The organism is Herminiimonas sp. GW821-FHT09C12 (assembly GCF_059416385.1).
Genome location: NZ_JBWKPC010000001.1, coordinates 1,910,101 through 1,925,388 on the forward strand (window position 1 = coordinate 1,910,101; position 15,288 = coordinate 1,925,388).

The 15,288-nt window shown below is 51.2% G+C and carries 18 protein-coding genes and 1 riboswitch; of the genes, 9 read left to right on the top strand and 9 right to left on the bottom strand.

The annotated features are described in order from the left end of the window. Positions 1-18 precede the first annotated feature (18 nt). Positions 19-834, bottom strand: coding sequence for a c-type cytochrome (locus AC07N2_RS08980; RefSeq protein WP_494777921.1), 816 nt, complete (start codon positions 832-834; stop codon positions 19-21). A 99-nt stretch (positions 835-933) separates the two neighbouring features. Here AC07N2_RS08980 and AC07N2_RS08985 point away from each other — a divergent pair, with 99 nt between their 5' ends. Together AC07N2_RS08985 and AC07N2_RS08990 are read left to right on the top strand one after the other, a co-directional pair. Next, the gene (locus AC07N2_RS08985) at positions 934-1,212 is read left to right on the top strand and encodes a GIY-YIG nuclease family protein (protein WP_494777922.1); all 279 of its coding nucleotides are present in this window, start codon (positions 934-936) and stop codon (positions 1,210-1,212) included. 49 nt (positions 1,213-1,261) lie between these two features. Continuing rightward, on the top strand, positions 1,262-1,855 hold the full coding sequence (locus AC07N2_RS08990; RefSeq protein WP_494777923.1) for a DUF938 domain-containing protein: 594 nt from the start codon (positions 1,262-1,264) through the stop codon (positions 1,853-1,855). A gap of 13 nt (positions 1,856-1,868) precedes the next feature. Here the strand turns inward: AC07N2_RS08990 and AC07N2_RS08995 are convergent, their stop codons facing one another. Continuing rightward, positions 1,869-2,561, bottom strand: a complete 693-nt coding sequence (locus tag AC07N2_RS08995; RefSeq protein WP_494777924.1) for a YbaY family lipoprotein — start codon at positions 2,559-2,561, stop codon at positions 1,869-1,871. A gap of 253 nt (positions 2,562-2,814) precedes the next feature. Here AC07N2_RS08995 and AC07N2_RS09000 point away from each other — a divergent pair, with 253 nt between their 5' ends. Then, complete coding sequence (locus AC07N2_RS09000; protein ID WP_494777925.1) at positions 2,815-3,864, top strand: lipid A deacylase LpxR family protein; 1,050 nt, start codon at positions 2,815-2,817, stop codon at positions 3,862-3,864. Positions 3,865-3,920: 56 nt separating this feature from the next. Here the strand turns inward: AC07N2_RS09000 and AC07N2_RS09005 are convergent, their stop codons facing one another. Then, the gene (locus AC07N2_RS09005; RefSeq protein WP_494777926.1) at positions 3,921-4,544 is read right to left on the bottom strand and encodes a carbonic anhydrase; all 624 of its coding nucleotides are present in this window, start codon (positions 4,542-4,544) and stop codon (positions 3,921-3,923) included. 311 nt (positions 4,545-4,855) lie between these two features. Next, positions 4,856-5,140, bottom strand: a complete 285-nt coding sequence (locus AC07N2_RS09010) for a TFIIB-type zinc ribbon-containing protein (protein ID WP_494777927.1) — start codon at positions 5,138-5,140, stop codon at positions 4,856-4,858. A gap of 123 nt (positions 5,141-5,263) precedes the next feature. On the opposite strand from AC07N2_RS09010, the gene nhaR reads away from it, so the two are divergent. Then, a complete protein-coding gene (gene nhaR, locus AC07N2_RS09015; RefSeq protein ID WP_076593615.1) occupies positions 5,264-6,163 on the top strand; it encodes a transcriptional activator NhaR in 900 nt (299 codons plus the stop codon). Positions 6,164-6,222: 59 nt separating this feature from the next. Here nhaR and AC07N2_RS09020 read toward each other — a convergent pair whose 3' ends face one another. The 5 genes from AC07N2_RS09020 to cysP form a co-directional block, all read right to left on the bottom strand. Beyond that, complete coding sequence (locus AC07N2_RS09020) at positions 6,223-7,470, bottom strand: FAD-dependent oxidoreductase (protein ID WP_494777928.1); 1,248 nt, start codon at positions 7,468-7,470, stop codon at positions 6,223-6,225. Positions 7,471-7,760: 290 nt separating this feature from the next. Further along, complete coding sequence (locus tag AC07N2_RS09025; RefSeq protein WP_494777929.1) at positions 7,761-7,964, bottom strand: hypothetical protein; 204 nt, start codon at positions 7,962-7,964, stop codon at positions 7,761-7,763. Between the two features lie 416 nt (positions 7,965-8,380). Then, positions 8,381-9,232, bottom strand: coding sequence for a sulfate ABC transporter permease subunit CysW (gene cysW / locus AC07N2_RS09030; protein WP_494777930.1), 852 nt, complete (start codon positions 9,230-9,232; stop codon positions 8,381-8,383). Positions 9,233-9,242: 10 nt separating this feature from the next. Further along, entirely contained in the window at positions 9,243-10,079 is an 837-nt protein-coding gene (cysT, locus tag AC07N2_RS09035) for a sulfate ABC transporter permease subunit CysT (protein ID WP_494777931.1), read from the bottom strand. Between the two features lie 168 nt (positions 10,080-10,247). Then, positions 10,248-11,258 carry a thiosulfate ABC transporter substrate-binding protein CysP gene (gene cysP, locus AC07N2_RS09040; RefSeq protein WP_494777932.1) on the bottom strand — a complete coding sequence of 337 codons (1,011 nt, stop codon included), beginning with the start codon at positions 11,256-11,258 and terminating at the stop codon, positions 10,248-10,250. A gap of 444 nt (positions 11,259-11,702) precedes the next feature. Further along, positions 11,703-11,816: riboswitch (guanidine-I (ykkC/yxkD leader) on the top strand. Between the two features lie 55 nt (positions 11,817-11,871). Here cysP and AC07N2_RS09045 point away from each other — a divergent pair. From AC07N2_RS09045 to AC07N2_RS09065, 5 genes are read left to right on the top strand one after another with little or no spacing between them, the layout of a single operon-like run. Next, on the top strand, positions 11,872-12,060 hold the full coding sequence (locus tag AC07N2_RS09045; protein WP_494777933.1) for a hypothetical protein: 189 nt from the start codon (positions 11,872-11,874) through the stop codon (positions 12,058-12,060). 8 nt (positions 12,061-12,068) lie between these two features. Continuing rightward, complete coding sequence (locus tag AC07N2_RS09050) at positions 12,069-12,917, top strand: ABC transporter permease (protein ID WP_494777934.1); 849 nt, start codon at positions 12,069-12,071, stop codon at positions 12,915-12,917. A 2-nt stretch (positions 12,918-12,919) separates the two neighbouring features. After that, positions 12,920-13,792 (top strand): ABC transporter ATP-binding protein, encoded by an 873-nt coding sequence (locus AC07N2_RS09055; RefSeq protein WP_494777935.1) that lies wholly within the window; start codon positions 12,920-12,922, stop codon positions 13,790-13,792. Further along, a complete protein-coding gene (locus tag AC07N2_RS09060; RefSeq protein WP_494777936.1) occupies positions 13,792-14,574 on the top strand; it encodes an urea amidolyase associated protein UAAP1 in 783 nt (260 codons plus the stop codon). The genes AC07N2_RS09055 and AC07N2_RS09060 overlap by 1 nt, the downstream gene beginning before the upstream one ends. Before the next feature lie 12 nt (positions 14,575-14,586). Continuing rightward, entirely contained in the window at positions 14,587-15,240 is a 654-nt protein-coding gene (locus AC07N2_RS09065; RefSeq protein WP_494777937.1) for an urea amidolyase associated protein UAAP2, read from the top strand. Positions 15,241-15,288: the final 48 nt, after the last annotated feature.

Genomic DNA, 15,288 nt, shown 5'->3' on the forward strand with positions numbered 1-15,288 from the left:
TTCTTCCTTCGCAGCAGATTATTTCTGCTGCGCCATCTGGCGTAAATACGCCATCAAATCATCCAATTGCGCATCACTCATGACGGTGTCGGAAAATCCCGGCATCGTCAGCTGCGGCCATGTTCGTACCGCTGCCGGATCCCGTATGTATTGTCTTAAAAATGTCGGCTGAAAATATTCAGTTGGATTGTATGGCTTATTCAAATCAGGTCCGACAGTCGCATCGCCGCCGCCATTGATTTGATGGCAGCTGGCACAATGCACGGTATAGACGTGCATGCCGCGGTATTCTGCACTGTCGGCTGGTGAGTGCGGCAGGATTTGCGGGTAACGGGTTTGCAGTGCTGCGACTTCACTGATCTCGGCAATTTGATACGGCCATTGCTCTTGCGTGATGCCACTTTTTTCCGGTTTCAACCAGACCAGATAAAAAGGACCGGCGCTGCGGCCACCCGACTTCAATGTAGGCCACGGCGCATTGACCGGTTCAATCGCTAGCCAAGGTTCTGCTGCACCTGTTAATAGTTGTGCAGGGATATTGGCGACAAAGCCATCCTCCGCCTTGAATTGCACCATCTCTACCTTACTCACATCTCGCAATATTGATAGCAAGGGCAGTGCACGATATTCCATGGGGCGTTTATAGGACACATCGGCCGGAATGGTGATGGTGCGTAAAGCGGGATGTTTGAGTAAGTCGGCACGCGCCAGCTTTTGATGTTGATTGCTGAATGCCAGTTCCAATACAGGGTCTGCGGCGTATACATAACTGCTTGCCATACAGATCAGCAAAACGGTCACATATAAGCGCAGTGTATGGCTGATGGTTTTCATATAGCGTATAGAGCCGGGAGAATGTCGTTGCAGTATAACGAAACTTTAGCAATGGATAGATGAAGAGCCCGAGGCGAAAGCTCTTTATACTATCGACCCATGACATGGTTTCTTTATCTACTCGAATGCAAGAACGGTAGTATCTATACCGGTATTGCGGTCGATGTCGCTGCACGTTATGCCGCACATGCGAAAGGCAAGGGTGCGCGTTACACGCGTTCACATCCGCCGCGACGCTTGCTGGCCATCGTTGAGTATCCGGATCGTTCCACCGCATCAAAAGCGGAATGTGCGATGAAGCGTTTGAGTGCTGCCGAGAAACGTGGATTTTGTTTGCAACGCGCAGGCCTGTGGAGCGTATCCTTATCTGTATCTTGATTGCATCGAAATATGATGCAGCCTGTCACCTATCCAAGAATCATTCATCATGAGCAAGCAATTTTCCAGCGCCAGCGAACGTAATCGCGATCCCATTCTTGCCGTCTTGCGAGAGGAGTTGAGTGATTGCACACGCGTACTTGAAATCGGTAGCGGCACCGGGCAACACGCGGTTTTCTTCGCTGCACATCTGCCGCATTTGATATGGCAAACCAGTGATCTGGCGCAGAATCATCCGAGTATCAATGCGTGGATGCAGGAAGCGCAGTTGCCGAATGTGCTGTCGCCTTTGGTCTTGGATATGGAGAAACCGGAATGGCCGGCAGAGTTATTCGATGCAGTCTTCACGGCCAACACTTGCCACATCATGGCCTGGCATCAGGTTGAAGCGATGTTCGTCGGTGCGGCGCAAAGATTGAAGTCAGGCGGAAAAATGTGCGTCTACGGTCCGTTCAATTACGGTGGACTATTCACCAGTTCAGGCAATGCGCAATTCGATGCCAGTCTGCGTGCGCAGGCACCGCACATGGGTATCAGGGATAGCGAAGCGATGATCTCGCTGGCAAAAGAGCAGGGTTTGGTGTTGCATGCCGATCACGCGATGCCAGCCAATAATCGACTCTTGGTCTGGCAACGCGTTTGATCGGATAGTTTGCTTACTTGCCTTGCGGAGCTTGTTGCAGTGGATCGGTTTTGCAACCTTTGTAGCTGATGCCATTCATTTCAAACAAAGCTTCATTGCCTTTACCCCAGAACGTAGTCGAGCCATCGGAGTAACGCGCACCGGAGCCGGAGATTACATGCGGCAGCGTCAATGTGCGTCCTGCCAGCAGGATTTCTACCTTGTCCGTATTCGGGAATTTGGCAATAAATTCAAGGTCATCACATTTGAATGCGGCAACGGCATTGCTCTTTGGTGTAACCGTCTCTGCTACGCGTTGCAGCATGATGGTGAATGGTTTTTCCGGCTCGTTGAACAAGACGGGATAGGATTCTGTCGATGTCCACATTAATGCATCCTGATTATCCAGAATGACAGCGCGCACGGCATAGCGATGACGCAGATCGATGGCCGACGGGATATAGCGTAAATCAAAAGGAATTGGCACTTGTCCGGTTGGACGCAGGGTTTGTTGTGCAATAAATGTGCTGCTCTTATCGGCAAAGCTGACATCTTCCAGCGTCACAACGATTTTTGCATCGGGTGGCAAGGCAATACGCTCTTTATAGATAACGCTGCCACTGACGCGGCCGGAAAGCGGCACGGTCTTGTCCGATTTGAATTGTGCACAGGCAGTTGCGAGCATGGATAGCGCGAGCAGGGCGATCACTGAGCGGAATGATTTCATTTTATTGTCCTGAAAAAAGCATGTGATGAATCGGTTTGAGGTGCGTATCAACAATATCTAACTACCTTGCTATATGTTGCGCATCTTGACGCACACGATAGCGGCAAGTAGTCTTTGTTTAACTATTCAGCCGGTACAGATTGACAATACTATTCGATTTGCGTTCCCGCCAGTACGCGGTAAACACTTCTACCTTACCTAATTAATGCATATAGATCGCTTGTCCAGAACCTGTTTTCTTCATCTCGCCGCCATGGCAATGCTCACCATTTCATCTGGCGCAGCCTTTGCCGACAATGATACTGACGAAGTGTGTACATCCAAGCCGGGTGTCCGGGCTTTGCAAAAATATCCGGAGGTGTACAACTTCTATTACGAAAACGATTTGTTTGCCGGGACGGACAATAATTACACGAGCGGCGCGAAGTTCTCTTGGGTATCGGCCAATCTGGACGATTACATCCACGATCCTTGTTTGCCGAAATGGGTGCGTCAGCTGAATCGTATTTCAGAAATGGTGCAGCCGGGTGTATTCGATACGCGCAATATGGTGGTCAGTTTTGGGCAGGAAATTTATACGCCTACCGATAAGTATCGTAGTGATTTGATCGTCAATGACAGGCCGTATGCCGGCTGGCTTTACCTTGGACTTGCTTACAATGCGCGTAATGACAAGGACATGGAAGTCACCGAAATCGATATCGGTATGGTGGGGGCAGCATCACTGGCAAAACAGTCACAGGATTTTATCCATCGCTTGCGCGGTATCGATCGTTTCCAGGGCTGGAGCAATCAGCTCAACAATGAGCTGGGCATACAGTTCGTGAAGGAAAGAAAAACCAAGGTCTTCAATTATTCAAGGTCAAGTGGGCCGAAGATCGATGCGATTACGCATTACGGCTACAGCTTGGGCAACGTGAAGACATATCTGAATGCCGGGGTGGAAGTGCGTATCGGTACTTATCTACCTAACGATTTTGGTACCTCGCCGATACGCCCAGCCAGCGACAGCAATGCGCCATTGCCGATGAATGTGTCGCACCGATTGGCCGATGGCGGTATTCATGCTTTTGTCTCAGTGGATGGACGTGCAGTGGCGCGCAATATTTTTCTGGACGGGAATACCTTCTCCGATAGTCATAGCGTGTCGAAGCGCTATTTCGTCGGTGATATTGCAGCGGGTATTGCGTGGCAGTGGGTAGGTGGAAAAATCACTTACGCACAATATCTGCGTAGCGAAGAATTCCGTGGTCAGGTCAAGCCGCAAAGCTATGGCTCGATCACGCTCAGTCTGGAGTATTGATAAACAACGCGCAGGATGGCATCAGCGATCCTGCGCATGTTGAAGTAAAGCGCGTGTCAGAAACCGGCAGGCATGCCGTCAAAGAATTCCACTTCGCCGGTTTCCAGTGAATACTCGGCACCGACCACCAGCAAACCTTCATTTTGAATCAGGTTTTCCAGCAATTCTGAACCATGGCGCAAGTGATTGACCGAAGCGCGGATGTTCGCACGTACTGATTGATGTACCAGCGCATCATGATCGTGTTTCAAGTCCGTTTCCATCAAGGTTTCGACCGAAGGGCGGATACGGTCGACGATGGATTTCAGGTTGCGTGACTGGTTTTCACTTGGACGCTTGAGTTCTTCCAGTGTTGCGAGGATGGCGCCACATTGCGAATGGCCGAGTACAACTACCAGCTTGGTGCGATAACGTTCAGCGGCGAACTCGACGCTACCAACTTGCGACGGTGCGACGATATTGCCGGCGACGCGGATCACGAATAAATCACCTAAACCTTGATCAAACACCATTTCTGCCGGTACGCGTGAATCGGAGCAGCCGAGAATGATGGCAAACGGTTCCTGGCCATCGACGACTTCGCTGCGGCGCGCGAGGCTCGAGGCATTTTTGCGGATATCTGCGACGAAACGGCTGTTGCCATCGCGCAGACGCTTCAGTGCGGCTTTTGCTGTATCCATGAATTTCTTTCTTTCGTTTGCTGTTCTGGTGCCTGCGTGAGGAGTGCATTTGCTTGGGGAGGCACGCAGACGCGCGGTGGCGTTGACGTGTGCAAAGGCAGGCGTTCGCTACTTTAAAGCATTCCTTGGCGGCTTGCTGCGGAAATTTTGCAAGTTTAAGGCGTGTGGAGCGGTTATTGCATCCTGATGAAGGCTATACGTAATAAAGATTTTTAGATGTACTTAAGCGAAGAAGAGTTGCTATATGAAGAGGATGTTGCGAGGATAAAGAAAGATCGATGGCGAAGTTGCCATCGATCCATACAGACTATTCAGAAATCGAATAATTCGCCGATCAAGTCCTTTTTATTCTTTTGGCCATAACCTTCTTTGTTGTAGCCGTGTTGTGTTGTGCGCACTGGAACGCTGCGTTCACCGCGATAACGCGGCAATGGTGGCGGTGCTTCTGGCGGCATGGCATTGGCGGATCTATCGATCAGCTTGTCGAGTTCGCCACGATCCAGCCATACACCGCGGCAGTTCGGGCAGTAATCAATTTCAATTCCGTGGCGATCAGATGTGATCAGGTGCATTTCATTGCAGGCCGGACATTTCATGTTGATATCCTCGTAGTTAACTCACTATTTCTAGCGATACCGTGCACTCTAGCCGCTCTTTAACTGCTTGAGAATTCGAATATAATCAACTTTTCATTCGAAAAAACAGAAGAGGGATGTTTCATGAGTGGAATAAATTACAAGCATTTGCATTACTTCTGGGTGGTCGCAAAATCCGGTGGCATAGGCAAGGCCAGCGAACGGCTGCATTTGACGCCACAAACTATCAGCGGCCAGATCAGCCTGTTTGAAGACGTGCTGGGTTATAAATTATTCAATCGCATCGGGCGACGACTTGAGCTGAACGATGCCGGGCGCGTCGTGCTCGGTTACGCGGATGAGATTTTTACCCTGGGCGAAGAGTTACAGGAAGTGTTGCGCTTCCGTCCGGGCGGCTGGCCTTTGCAATTCCGGGTAGGCGTTGCTGATGCCGTGCCGAAGGCGATTGCCTATCTGTTGCTGGAGCCGGCGATGGAGTTGCCGGAATCGCTGCGTATTGTGTGCCGTGAAGGCAAGCTGACAAATCTGCTGGCCGATCTGGCCGTACATCGTCTGGATATTGTGATTGCCGATAGTCCTATGCCGGCGAATATCGATGTGCGCGGTTATAACCATTTGCTGGGCGAATCCGGCATGACTTTTTTTGCGACCGATGAGTTGGCAAAAAAATACAAGAAGGATTTCCCGAAAAGTCTGGATGGTGCGCCTTTCCTCATGCCGGGTGAAGATGCCGCAGTGCGTCCACGTTTGATACGCTGGTTTGAAAAAGAGAAAGTACGTCCGCGCATCATTGGTGAGTTTGACGATGGCGCTTTATTGCAGGCATTTGGTGAGGCTGGCAAAGGTATTTTTGCAGCACCATCTGCCGTGGCCGATCAAATTAAAAAGCAATATGGCGTGACGGAGATTGGACGCACCAACGCAGTATCCGAACAGTTCTATGCGATTTCAGTGGAAAGACAGCTGACGCATCCTGCCGTTGTGGCAATCAGTTCTGCTGCGCGTGAAAGTTTGATTCGATAATGAAATGCGATGCCATTGAAGAAACGGCATCGCACATTTTTACATGAGTCGAGTGCCATCTATTTAGGTAGAGGCATCGCTGGTGTATGTACATGTTCCGGACGTACACCGATACCGACTACGTATGCCGGTATGCTGCGCAGCAAGGACCAGCGATTCAGCAAACGCAAGGGAAATGGAATGGTCAGTGGTCGATCTGCTGCGCGATTGACTACTGGTACCAGTATGCGGTTTTGTATCGCGACTTGCAGTGCTTGTGTGACGCGTGTCGGGAACAGACGGCGTGCTTCTACTTGAGCCAGCAGCGGTGTTAGGGATTGCGCGCTGATGCTTTTATCTGCCAAAGAGTGTGCCAGAATATTCGCCGTTGCCACCGCATCCTGGATCGCCAGATTAATGCCGATGCCACCTATTGGCGACATCGCGTGTGCAGCATCGCCTATGCACAATAATCCCGGCTTCCACCAGCGTTCCAGCCTATCCACGGTGACACTCAATAACTTGATGTCGTCCCAACTTTGCAGCGTGTCTACCCGATTGGCAAACATGGGGGCTATCTTGCTCAACTCTGCGCGGAAGGCATCCAGCCCTCGTGCATGTATCACCTCAATCCCGCCTTTGGGAATCACATACGCGCATTGCCAGTAAGTCCCTCGATGCAGCATGACGAAGAATTGACCTATGTCCAATCGTCCACCCATGCCGGGTGGATCGCCAACTGCCATCGGCATGCGTAACCACAAGACATCGATAGGCGCGCCTAGATTGCGCACAGTTAGCTTAGCGATATCGCGCACGACAGAATGTCGACCATCGGCACCGATGATTAGATCTGCATGCACGATTAACGAACCTTCAGATGTATCGATACGCACACCTGTTACGCGATCTGCGTTTTCCAGCAAGTCGATGACTTCAGCGTTTTGCATCAGACGAAAATTTGGATAGAGCACAGCGTGATCACGCAGGAAATCGAGGAACTCCCATTGCGGCATCAAGGCGATAAATTTGCACTGCGTACGTAGTCGAGAAAAATCGGCAATCGCCAATGCTTGACCAGAAACGTTAATGCTGAGCTCACGTGCTTCATCGTGCGGACGTTGCAAGAAAGCTTGCAACAAGCCTAATTCATGCATGACTTCCAGTGTGGATGGGTGCACGGTATCACCGCGAAAATCACGCAGAAAATCGCCATGCTTTTCCAGGACGATGACATCGATACCTGCACGTGCCAGCAACAAGCCCAACATCATGCCGGCAGGGCCGCCTCCGGCTATACAACAACGCGTGTGGATCTCGTTCGACATGCTGTCTCCTTGAAGGTGGATGTGCATCATGCGATGGTCTGACGGAACGACAATGTTCTTAGGCGTTTGCTAAACGTTATTCGTTAGCGCTTGGAATGATTATGGTCATTGTTGCTCATGCAAGCAAAGACATTCATGACGACCATGCAATTACGCCTTGCTAATGCGTTGATCGCAGGCAAGGCGTAAAGCGTAAGGGAAGGGTGTAATCGGACGATCAGCAGTTTGAAAAATGACTGACTTGCCGATGATCAGCCCGCGCTATGCGCAAGGAGCTGATCGAGAGTGGCTTATTGAAACGAGCCGGTTTGGGTTTTGCTGAAAGGAACCACAGTGATGGTGCTGGACGATTCGGATTTATCTTTCAGATCCGAACATGGTTCGTCTTTGTTGTCTTGTTCGTTGCCAATCTGAGCATGATCCATATCTGGTATGTGTTTGCTCGTTTTGATTGAGAACGTTGGATTGTTGCTTGCATCGTGGTGGTTATACATGGTCGATATCCTTATTGATCACAGCAATCAAATTTCGAAAGCTGCTGATGGTTGTGATGACATATCGCACGGCTTGCGCCAGTTAATTCCTGAGGCGCGACCTGAGTTGCGAGAATAAAGGAGCCATCGTTTGATGGCGATCAGCGATCATCCTAAAAGTTTGTAGGAAGGCGCTGACTTGATTGTGCAAATGGCATGCTTACTTGCCAAGTTGCCGACTATGGTTGGAAATGAAGGCACACAGATGTGCCGGCGAACGATGCTTGATTGAACATTTTCGCAAAACGAAAATGTTTGCTGCGTCTTGGTTTATAACTGCAGCGGTGCGTAATGATAGTTGATTTTGAAGCGGGATGGGGATTCACACTGATAGTTGCCTTGTTGCTATTCCTCTGTGTGATCCCGCTTCGTGAGCATTAGCCTATGTGGATATTGTCTGGCTCTGCTTCGCGTCTTTCCTGACGCCATTCCATTGCTGTTTTCAAAATCAAAGTGAGCAAGGCCATGCAAGCCAGCAATGCAGCAGCGGTGAATGCAGCTGCTGTCTTGTAATCATTATTGAGCTGCTCGACCAGTAATGGCAGCGTCAAGGTTTGATTCATGATCGTGCCGGATACGACGGCGACTGCGCCGAACTCACCGACTGCGCGTGCATTGGTAATGACTGCACCGTAGAGCAAAGCCCATTTGATATTTGGCAAAGTCACGCGCCAGAAAATTTGCCAGCCAGTTGCACCTAATGACAGCGCTGCGATTTCTTCCTCCGTACCTTGCTTTTGCATCAGCGGCATCAAGATGCGTGCGATGTAAGGTGCGGTAACGAAGACCGTGACCATGATGATGCCCGGCCATGCAAACATTAATTGCACATCGTTGGCGTACAGCCATTTACCGATGGTGCCTTCCAATCCATACACCACCAGATAGCAGAAGCCGGCGACCACAGGCGATGTTGCGTATGGAATTTCAACCAGCGTCACCAACAGGCGACGACCGAAGAAGTCGTAATGCGTGACGCACCACGCGAGCAAAATGCCGAACACGAGGTTGATCGGTACAGTCAGCACGGCAGCCGTTAAGGTCAGGCCGAGTGCGTGCTTCATGAAGTCTTCATTCAGGTTGGCCCACAAGAGTTCGAGGCCGCCGCTGAAGGCTTGCGTGAAAATCAGGACCAGTGGCAGAACCAGCAACAGTATCGTCATGATGATACCGAGGCCGATCAAAATCCATTGATGTGTTTCGTTAGGGCGTTTGATTGCTTTAGCCATGTTTATCCCCTTATGCTTTCTTGAAGAATCGTCCCTGCACAACTTGCAGCAGGAACAAGAGGATGAGCGAAGCCAGTAGCACGACTGACGCGATGGCGGCAGCGGCAGGGTAGTTGTACTCTTGCAGGCGCACGAACAGCATGAGCGAAGTCACTTCAGTTTCGAACGGAATGTTGCCGGCGATCATAATGACGGCGCCGAACTCACCGAGGCTGCGGATGAAGGCTTGTGACGAGCCTGTGATCAACGCAGGAATCAGTGTTGGCAAAATCACGCGCCAGAAAATCTGCCACTTGTTCGCGCCCAACATCAGCGCAGCTTCTTCCAGTTCTTTCTCCATATCTTCCAGCACCGGTTGTACCGAGCGGACGATGAAGGGCAGACTGGTAAAAATCATCGCGACAACAATGCCGGGGAATGCGTATGAAATCTTGATGCCGAATATTTCAAACCATTGCCCGAGCCAGCCGGTTGGAATGAACAGAGCGGAAAGTGTGATGCCGGCGACGGACGTCGGCAAGGCAAACGGCAAATCAACCAGCGAGTCGATCAGGCGACGGCCAGGGAAATCGTAACGGGTGATGATCCACGCCAGCAGGAAACCGATAAAGGTCACGACGACGGTAGAATAAAACGCACCTTGTATGGTGATCTTGTAGCTTTGCAGCACGCGTGCATCGGTAATCGCGAACCAGTATTGATCCCATGTCATGCCGCTGACGTACAGCAACAGCGCCGAAATCGGCAACAGGATCACCAGGCTGATATACAGCGTCGAAAAGCCGAAGCTCATCGAAAAGCCCGGCAGGATAGGCGTACTACGGAAGAAGCGAAGAGACAGGTTCACGGTATGTGCGGGTCAGGGCAGTGCGGCGTCACTGCAAAACGGTACGGTAAAAACAAACGACCATCCAGTAACGGATGGTCGCGTGGATGGCGGCATTGTAAACCACCATCATCCTGAATGACAAAAGTGATGCTGACGAAGCGCTTTATTCACGTCGTCAGCCCACTATCAACGACGTTGCGACAGCAACTGGTCGAGTACGGCACCACCGGCAAAATGCTTGGCTTGAATGTCATCCCATGTGCCCAGCACTTTGGTTGGATCGATCAAGCGAACTTTTGCGTAACGGTCAGCAACTACTTTAGCGATATCTGGATGATGTACGCGGTAGTTGAAGGTGGTCAGCAACAATTGAATTTCACGCGAGTATTCATAGTTCAGGTAAGCCGTAGCGACTTTACGTGTGCCTTTTTCATCGACAACTTTGTCAACGACAGCAACCGGGAATTCAGCCAATACCGAGACTGGTGGTACGACGATTTCGTAAGCACCGGATTTGAATTCATCGCTCTTGGCAATGTTGATCACTTCCGATTCAAAGGTCAGCAATGCATCGCCTTGGTTGTTTTGTGCAAACGCTACGGTTGCGCCGCGGCCACCGGTAGGGAAGTTCACAACGTTGTGCAGCAGTTTGCCGACGAATTGCTTGGTTTTAGCTTCGTCACCCTTGAACTTCTCGTTCGCATACAGCCATGCGCCGAGGTAGGTGTAGCGTGCGTTACCGGAAGTTTTCGGGTTAGGGAAAACGACTTTCACGTCATCACGTACCAGGTCATCCCAGGTTTTGATGTTTTTAGGATTGCCTTTGCGCACCAGGAAAGCGATGGTGCTGTAGTAAGGCGAGCTATTGTTAGGGAAAGCTTTTTGCCAGTCTTTACGCACCAGACCGCGTTGCGCCAGGATGTCGATATCGGTTACCTGATTGAAAGTAACGGTATCTACTTTTTTACCCTGGATGATGTCCTGTGCTTGACGTGAAGTACCAGCAAACGATTGATCGATCTTCAGATCCTGGCCGGTTTCGGCTTTCCATTTAGCCTGGAATTTAGGATTGATAGCGGCGAATACTTCACGTGCCACGTCGTAGGACGCATTGAGCAAAGGCTTTTCTTGCGCTTGTGCGACGCCTGAGAACAGGGTTGCGGTTGCGGCTGTCAGTAAAACAACTTTCTTAAACATGAACATTCTCCATATTTTCATAAAAATGGGTGGTAATAGGATTACCGGCGATTCGGCATGTATGACGGATGGTGTGTCTTTCCATCGATGCAATCGAGTAACTTACCGAGTGGAAATGAATATAACAAATTTGCTTATGCGGCCAAACGATCCTTTTCGCATGTAGCTATGCGGAAATAGTATATAGAACGCATTTTCTCACTATAGCTGCGAATATCAATATTGCTATTTATATAAACAAAATATCGATCCGCATCGTCATGACAGAGATGAACATGAATGAGGCGTTTGTTTATAAATGCACTATTTCTGCGCGCTCGCGCTTTGATTTCTGCGTCATTGCAATGCAAGTCATCGCTTTTATACGGCGAATAACCCTGGCACCAATGTTGCTATAGAAGGGATAACGAGAGGCGAGTCTAGACGAAAGTCGAAGCGCTTCTTGAGCATGGAAGCTAGGGTTCCGGTCGCGCAAGCGATGACTGGTCCGAGAGCATCCGGTTTCGAACAGGCAGCCCATCGTTCGGAGCTACACGGAGGGATAAAAACCCGGGAGGCCATCACAAGGATGTGATCGCTCGCCTCTCATTTTATCCACTCCGGGGAAGCTGTCATGCGTTCATTATTTGCTTCGCGCGTCCTGCGCACATTGTCTGCAAGTCTGTCTCATCTATCGCCCGCCTGTGTTGCGTCGGGAAGAGCAGATGACGATATCTATATAAGCCATCTCACTTTGGAAGAAGAGCCGGCATTTCTGCCGGAAACGCGCTTCTTCATTATCACCGCTGCCTTGAAAAGCTGAGGCGCGCCATGACCAAACTTCCTCCTTTGGAAAAAGCCGTGGTGTTACGCAACACGCCGCGCAATCGTCGCTCGCCGTGGGCAGTACGCGGTGCGATACCACGCAGTGTGGTGCTCACACTCGCTGTGTCCGGTTTTTTGTTGCCCTTCATTGGTTGGCTCATCGTGTCGGCAGCGGGCTGGGTTGATCCCGTCTTCTTGCCAACACCGATGAAAGTCTTGCAGCGCATGACCGACTGGTTGATCAATGATGATTTGTTGAGCGACGTCGGCATCAGTATCGGCCGCGTGTTTGGCGGCTTCATCGCTGCAACCGTACTCGCGCTACCGGTCGGCATCAGTATCGGTACTTACGCACCAGCCAAGGCCTTGCTGGAGCCGCTGACCGACTTCAGTCGCTATCTGCCGGCGGTCGCGTTTATTCCACTGATTCTGCTGTGGGTCGGCATAGACGAGAGCGCCAAGGTAACGGTGATTTTTATCGGTACTTTTTTCCAAATGGTGTTGATGATCGCCGCTGATATCGTGCGCGTACCGAACACGGCGGTGGAAGCGGCCAAGACCATGGGTGCCAGCGATGGTGAAGTGCTGCAGCACGTACTGATCCCGGCCGCACGTCCGGCCATGCTGGAATCCATGCGCTGCAATATGGGTCTGGCCTGGACTTATCTGGTGGTGGCGGAATTGGTTGCCGCCAATTCAGGATTGGGATTCTCGATACTGAAGGCGCAACGCTTTCTGCAAACCGACAAAATCTTCGCTGGCATTTTGCTGATAGGTCTGATTGGTTTGTTGACCGATCTGGCATTCCGCTGGCTACATCGCCACTGCTTCCGTTGGCATCACCTGCGAGGCTGATCATGGCAAATATCAAAATCAGTATCCGTAGTCTGGATAAATATTATGGGCAGGGCGAGCGCCGCACGCACGCATTGAACAACGTCAATCTGGATGTGCAAAACGGTGAGTTCATCACACTGGTAGGCGCATCCGGTTGTGGCAAGTCGACGTTGCTGCGCACGATCGGCGGGCTGGAAGAATATGCCGATGGCGATATCTTCTGTAACGGGAAAATGGTCGATGGCCCCGGCTCGGATCGCGCGATGGTATTCCAGAGTTACAGCCTGTATCCGTGGCTGACCGTGACGGAGAACATCAAGTTTTGCCGTCGCCTCAAACATCATAGAGAGAACACGACTTCCAGTGATGTGGAATTTGCAGCGGGTCGTGCCGATGCATTGATAGCGTTGATGGGTTTATCGCATGTCGCTAATTCCTATCCAGCGGAATTGTCTGGCGGCATGCAGCAACGTGTGGCCATTGCACGTGCTTTCATGGTGCAGCCCGATGTGTTGCTGATGGATGAACCCTTCGGCGCGCTCGATGCACAAACGCGTGAAGTGATGCACGACCTGATCCGCTATGTCTACAAGCTGGAAAAGACCACCATCGTGTTCGTCACGCATGACGTCGAAGAAGCGATCTATCTAGGTCAACGCGTCGTTGTGATGGCACCACGCCCAGGTCGCATCGACAGCATCGTCGACGTGCCGTTCGGCGCCGAACGTCATCTGGACATGAAGCTGACACCGGAATTTGCTGCACTCAAAAAACAGATCCTTGATCGCATACGCGAAACCTCAGGCATCAAAACCGACCTTGCGCAATTGAGCAAGCTGGTTCGCACTGCCGATCCCGCACTGAATAACTCATCGAACCATGGAGACCTCTGATGACAACTGCCATCAATCAGGCAACGTTAGACCTACCCGAACACACGCAGGAATTCGCGGCTGATCTTCCACGCGAAAAAATATTGTGGACCGAGCTCTTCCCCGGCGGCGGTCATTGGTCGTACCGCGTACGTCGCGGCACGACCTTGCGCTTTGTCGATCTGGAAGGCGGCGCCAATGTTGCCGTCTTGCTGTACCGCGCCGACGAGCGTCAGGAACGTTTGAATGTACCTGACACGTTGAAGGCGCAACACACGGCGCATCTGACGACTGGCAATGTTTTGTATTCCGATATGGGGCGCATTCTGGCTTCCATCAGTGCTGACACCGTTGGTTGGCACGATCCATTGTGTGGCTTGTCCGATGCCGCACTGGTAGAGAAAAAATACGGCGAACGTCGTTATCAGGAACACCGCAACGCGATGTATCGCAACGGCAAGGACAGCATGCTGGTGGAACTTGGTAAATGGGGTTTGGGACTGCGCGATCTGATACCCAACGTCAATCTATTTTCCAAAGTTGCGGTGGATGCTGACGGCCGCTTCCAGTTTGTTCCTGATCACTCCCAAAAAGGTGACTTCGTCGAACTGCGTTTCGAGATGGATACCTTGATCGCACTCTCGACCACGCCGCACCCGCTCGATCCTCATCCCGCATATGCACCGAAAAAAGTCGCCGTCATTGCATGGGAAAGCGGTACCGCCGGCGCAGACGATGTTTGTCGTCTGTCCTGCCCGGAAAACGGCCGCGGCTATGACAACACCGAATTGGTTTATCGCTAGGAGACTAGAAAAATGAGCATGAACACATTACGCGTAAGCACATTGGAAGCATCTACCGCTGTTCTCGATCATTACCAGCCAGCCGGCGAACCTTGGCTGCATACAGTCAAGCGCGGCCAGATTTTCCGCATCGTTGATCTGGAAGGCAATCAGGCGGTCGATACGATTTTCTACAACGCTGACGACACGGCAGAAAGCTACAGCGTCACCGACACCTTGCAACATCAGGGCGGTATTTATCTGAGCACCGGCTCGGTGTTGATGTCCAATCGCGGCCGGCCGTTGTTGACCATCACTGCCGACACTTGCGGTCGTCATGACACCTTGGGTGGTGCTTGCGCAGCCGAGAGCAACACGGTGCGCTATTCACCACAAAAGAAATTCATGCATAGCTGTCGCGACAACTACCTGCTCGCATTGGCGCATGCGGATAACGGCATGGGCAAGCGCGATCTGGTACCCAACGTGAACTTTTTCATGAATGTGCCGGTGACGGCAGCAGGCGGCCTGACTTTTGAAGACGGTTTGTCCGCACCCGGCAAGTATGTGGAAATGCGCGCCGAGATGGACGTCATCGTTCTTGTATCGAACTGTCCGCAACTCAACAATCCCTGCAACGCATATAACCCGACGCCAGTGCGTTTTCTCGTCTGGGATCAAACATAAATTCAGGCAGCAATCACATACAAGCCAGCAAACTCAAATCGGCCAAAA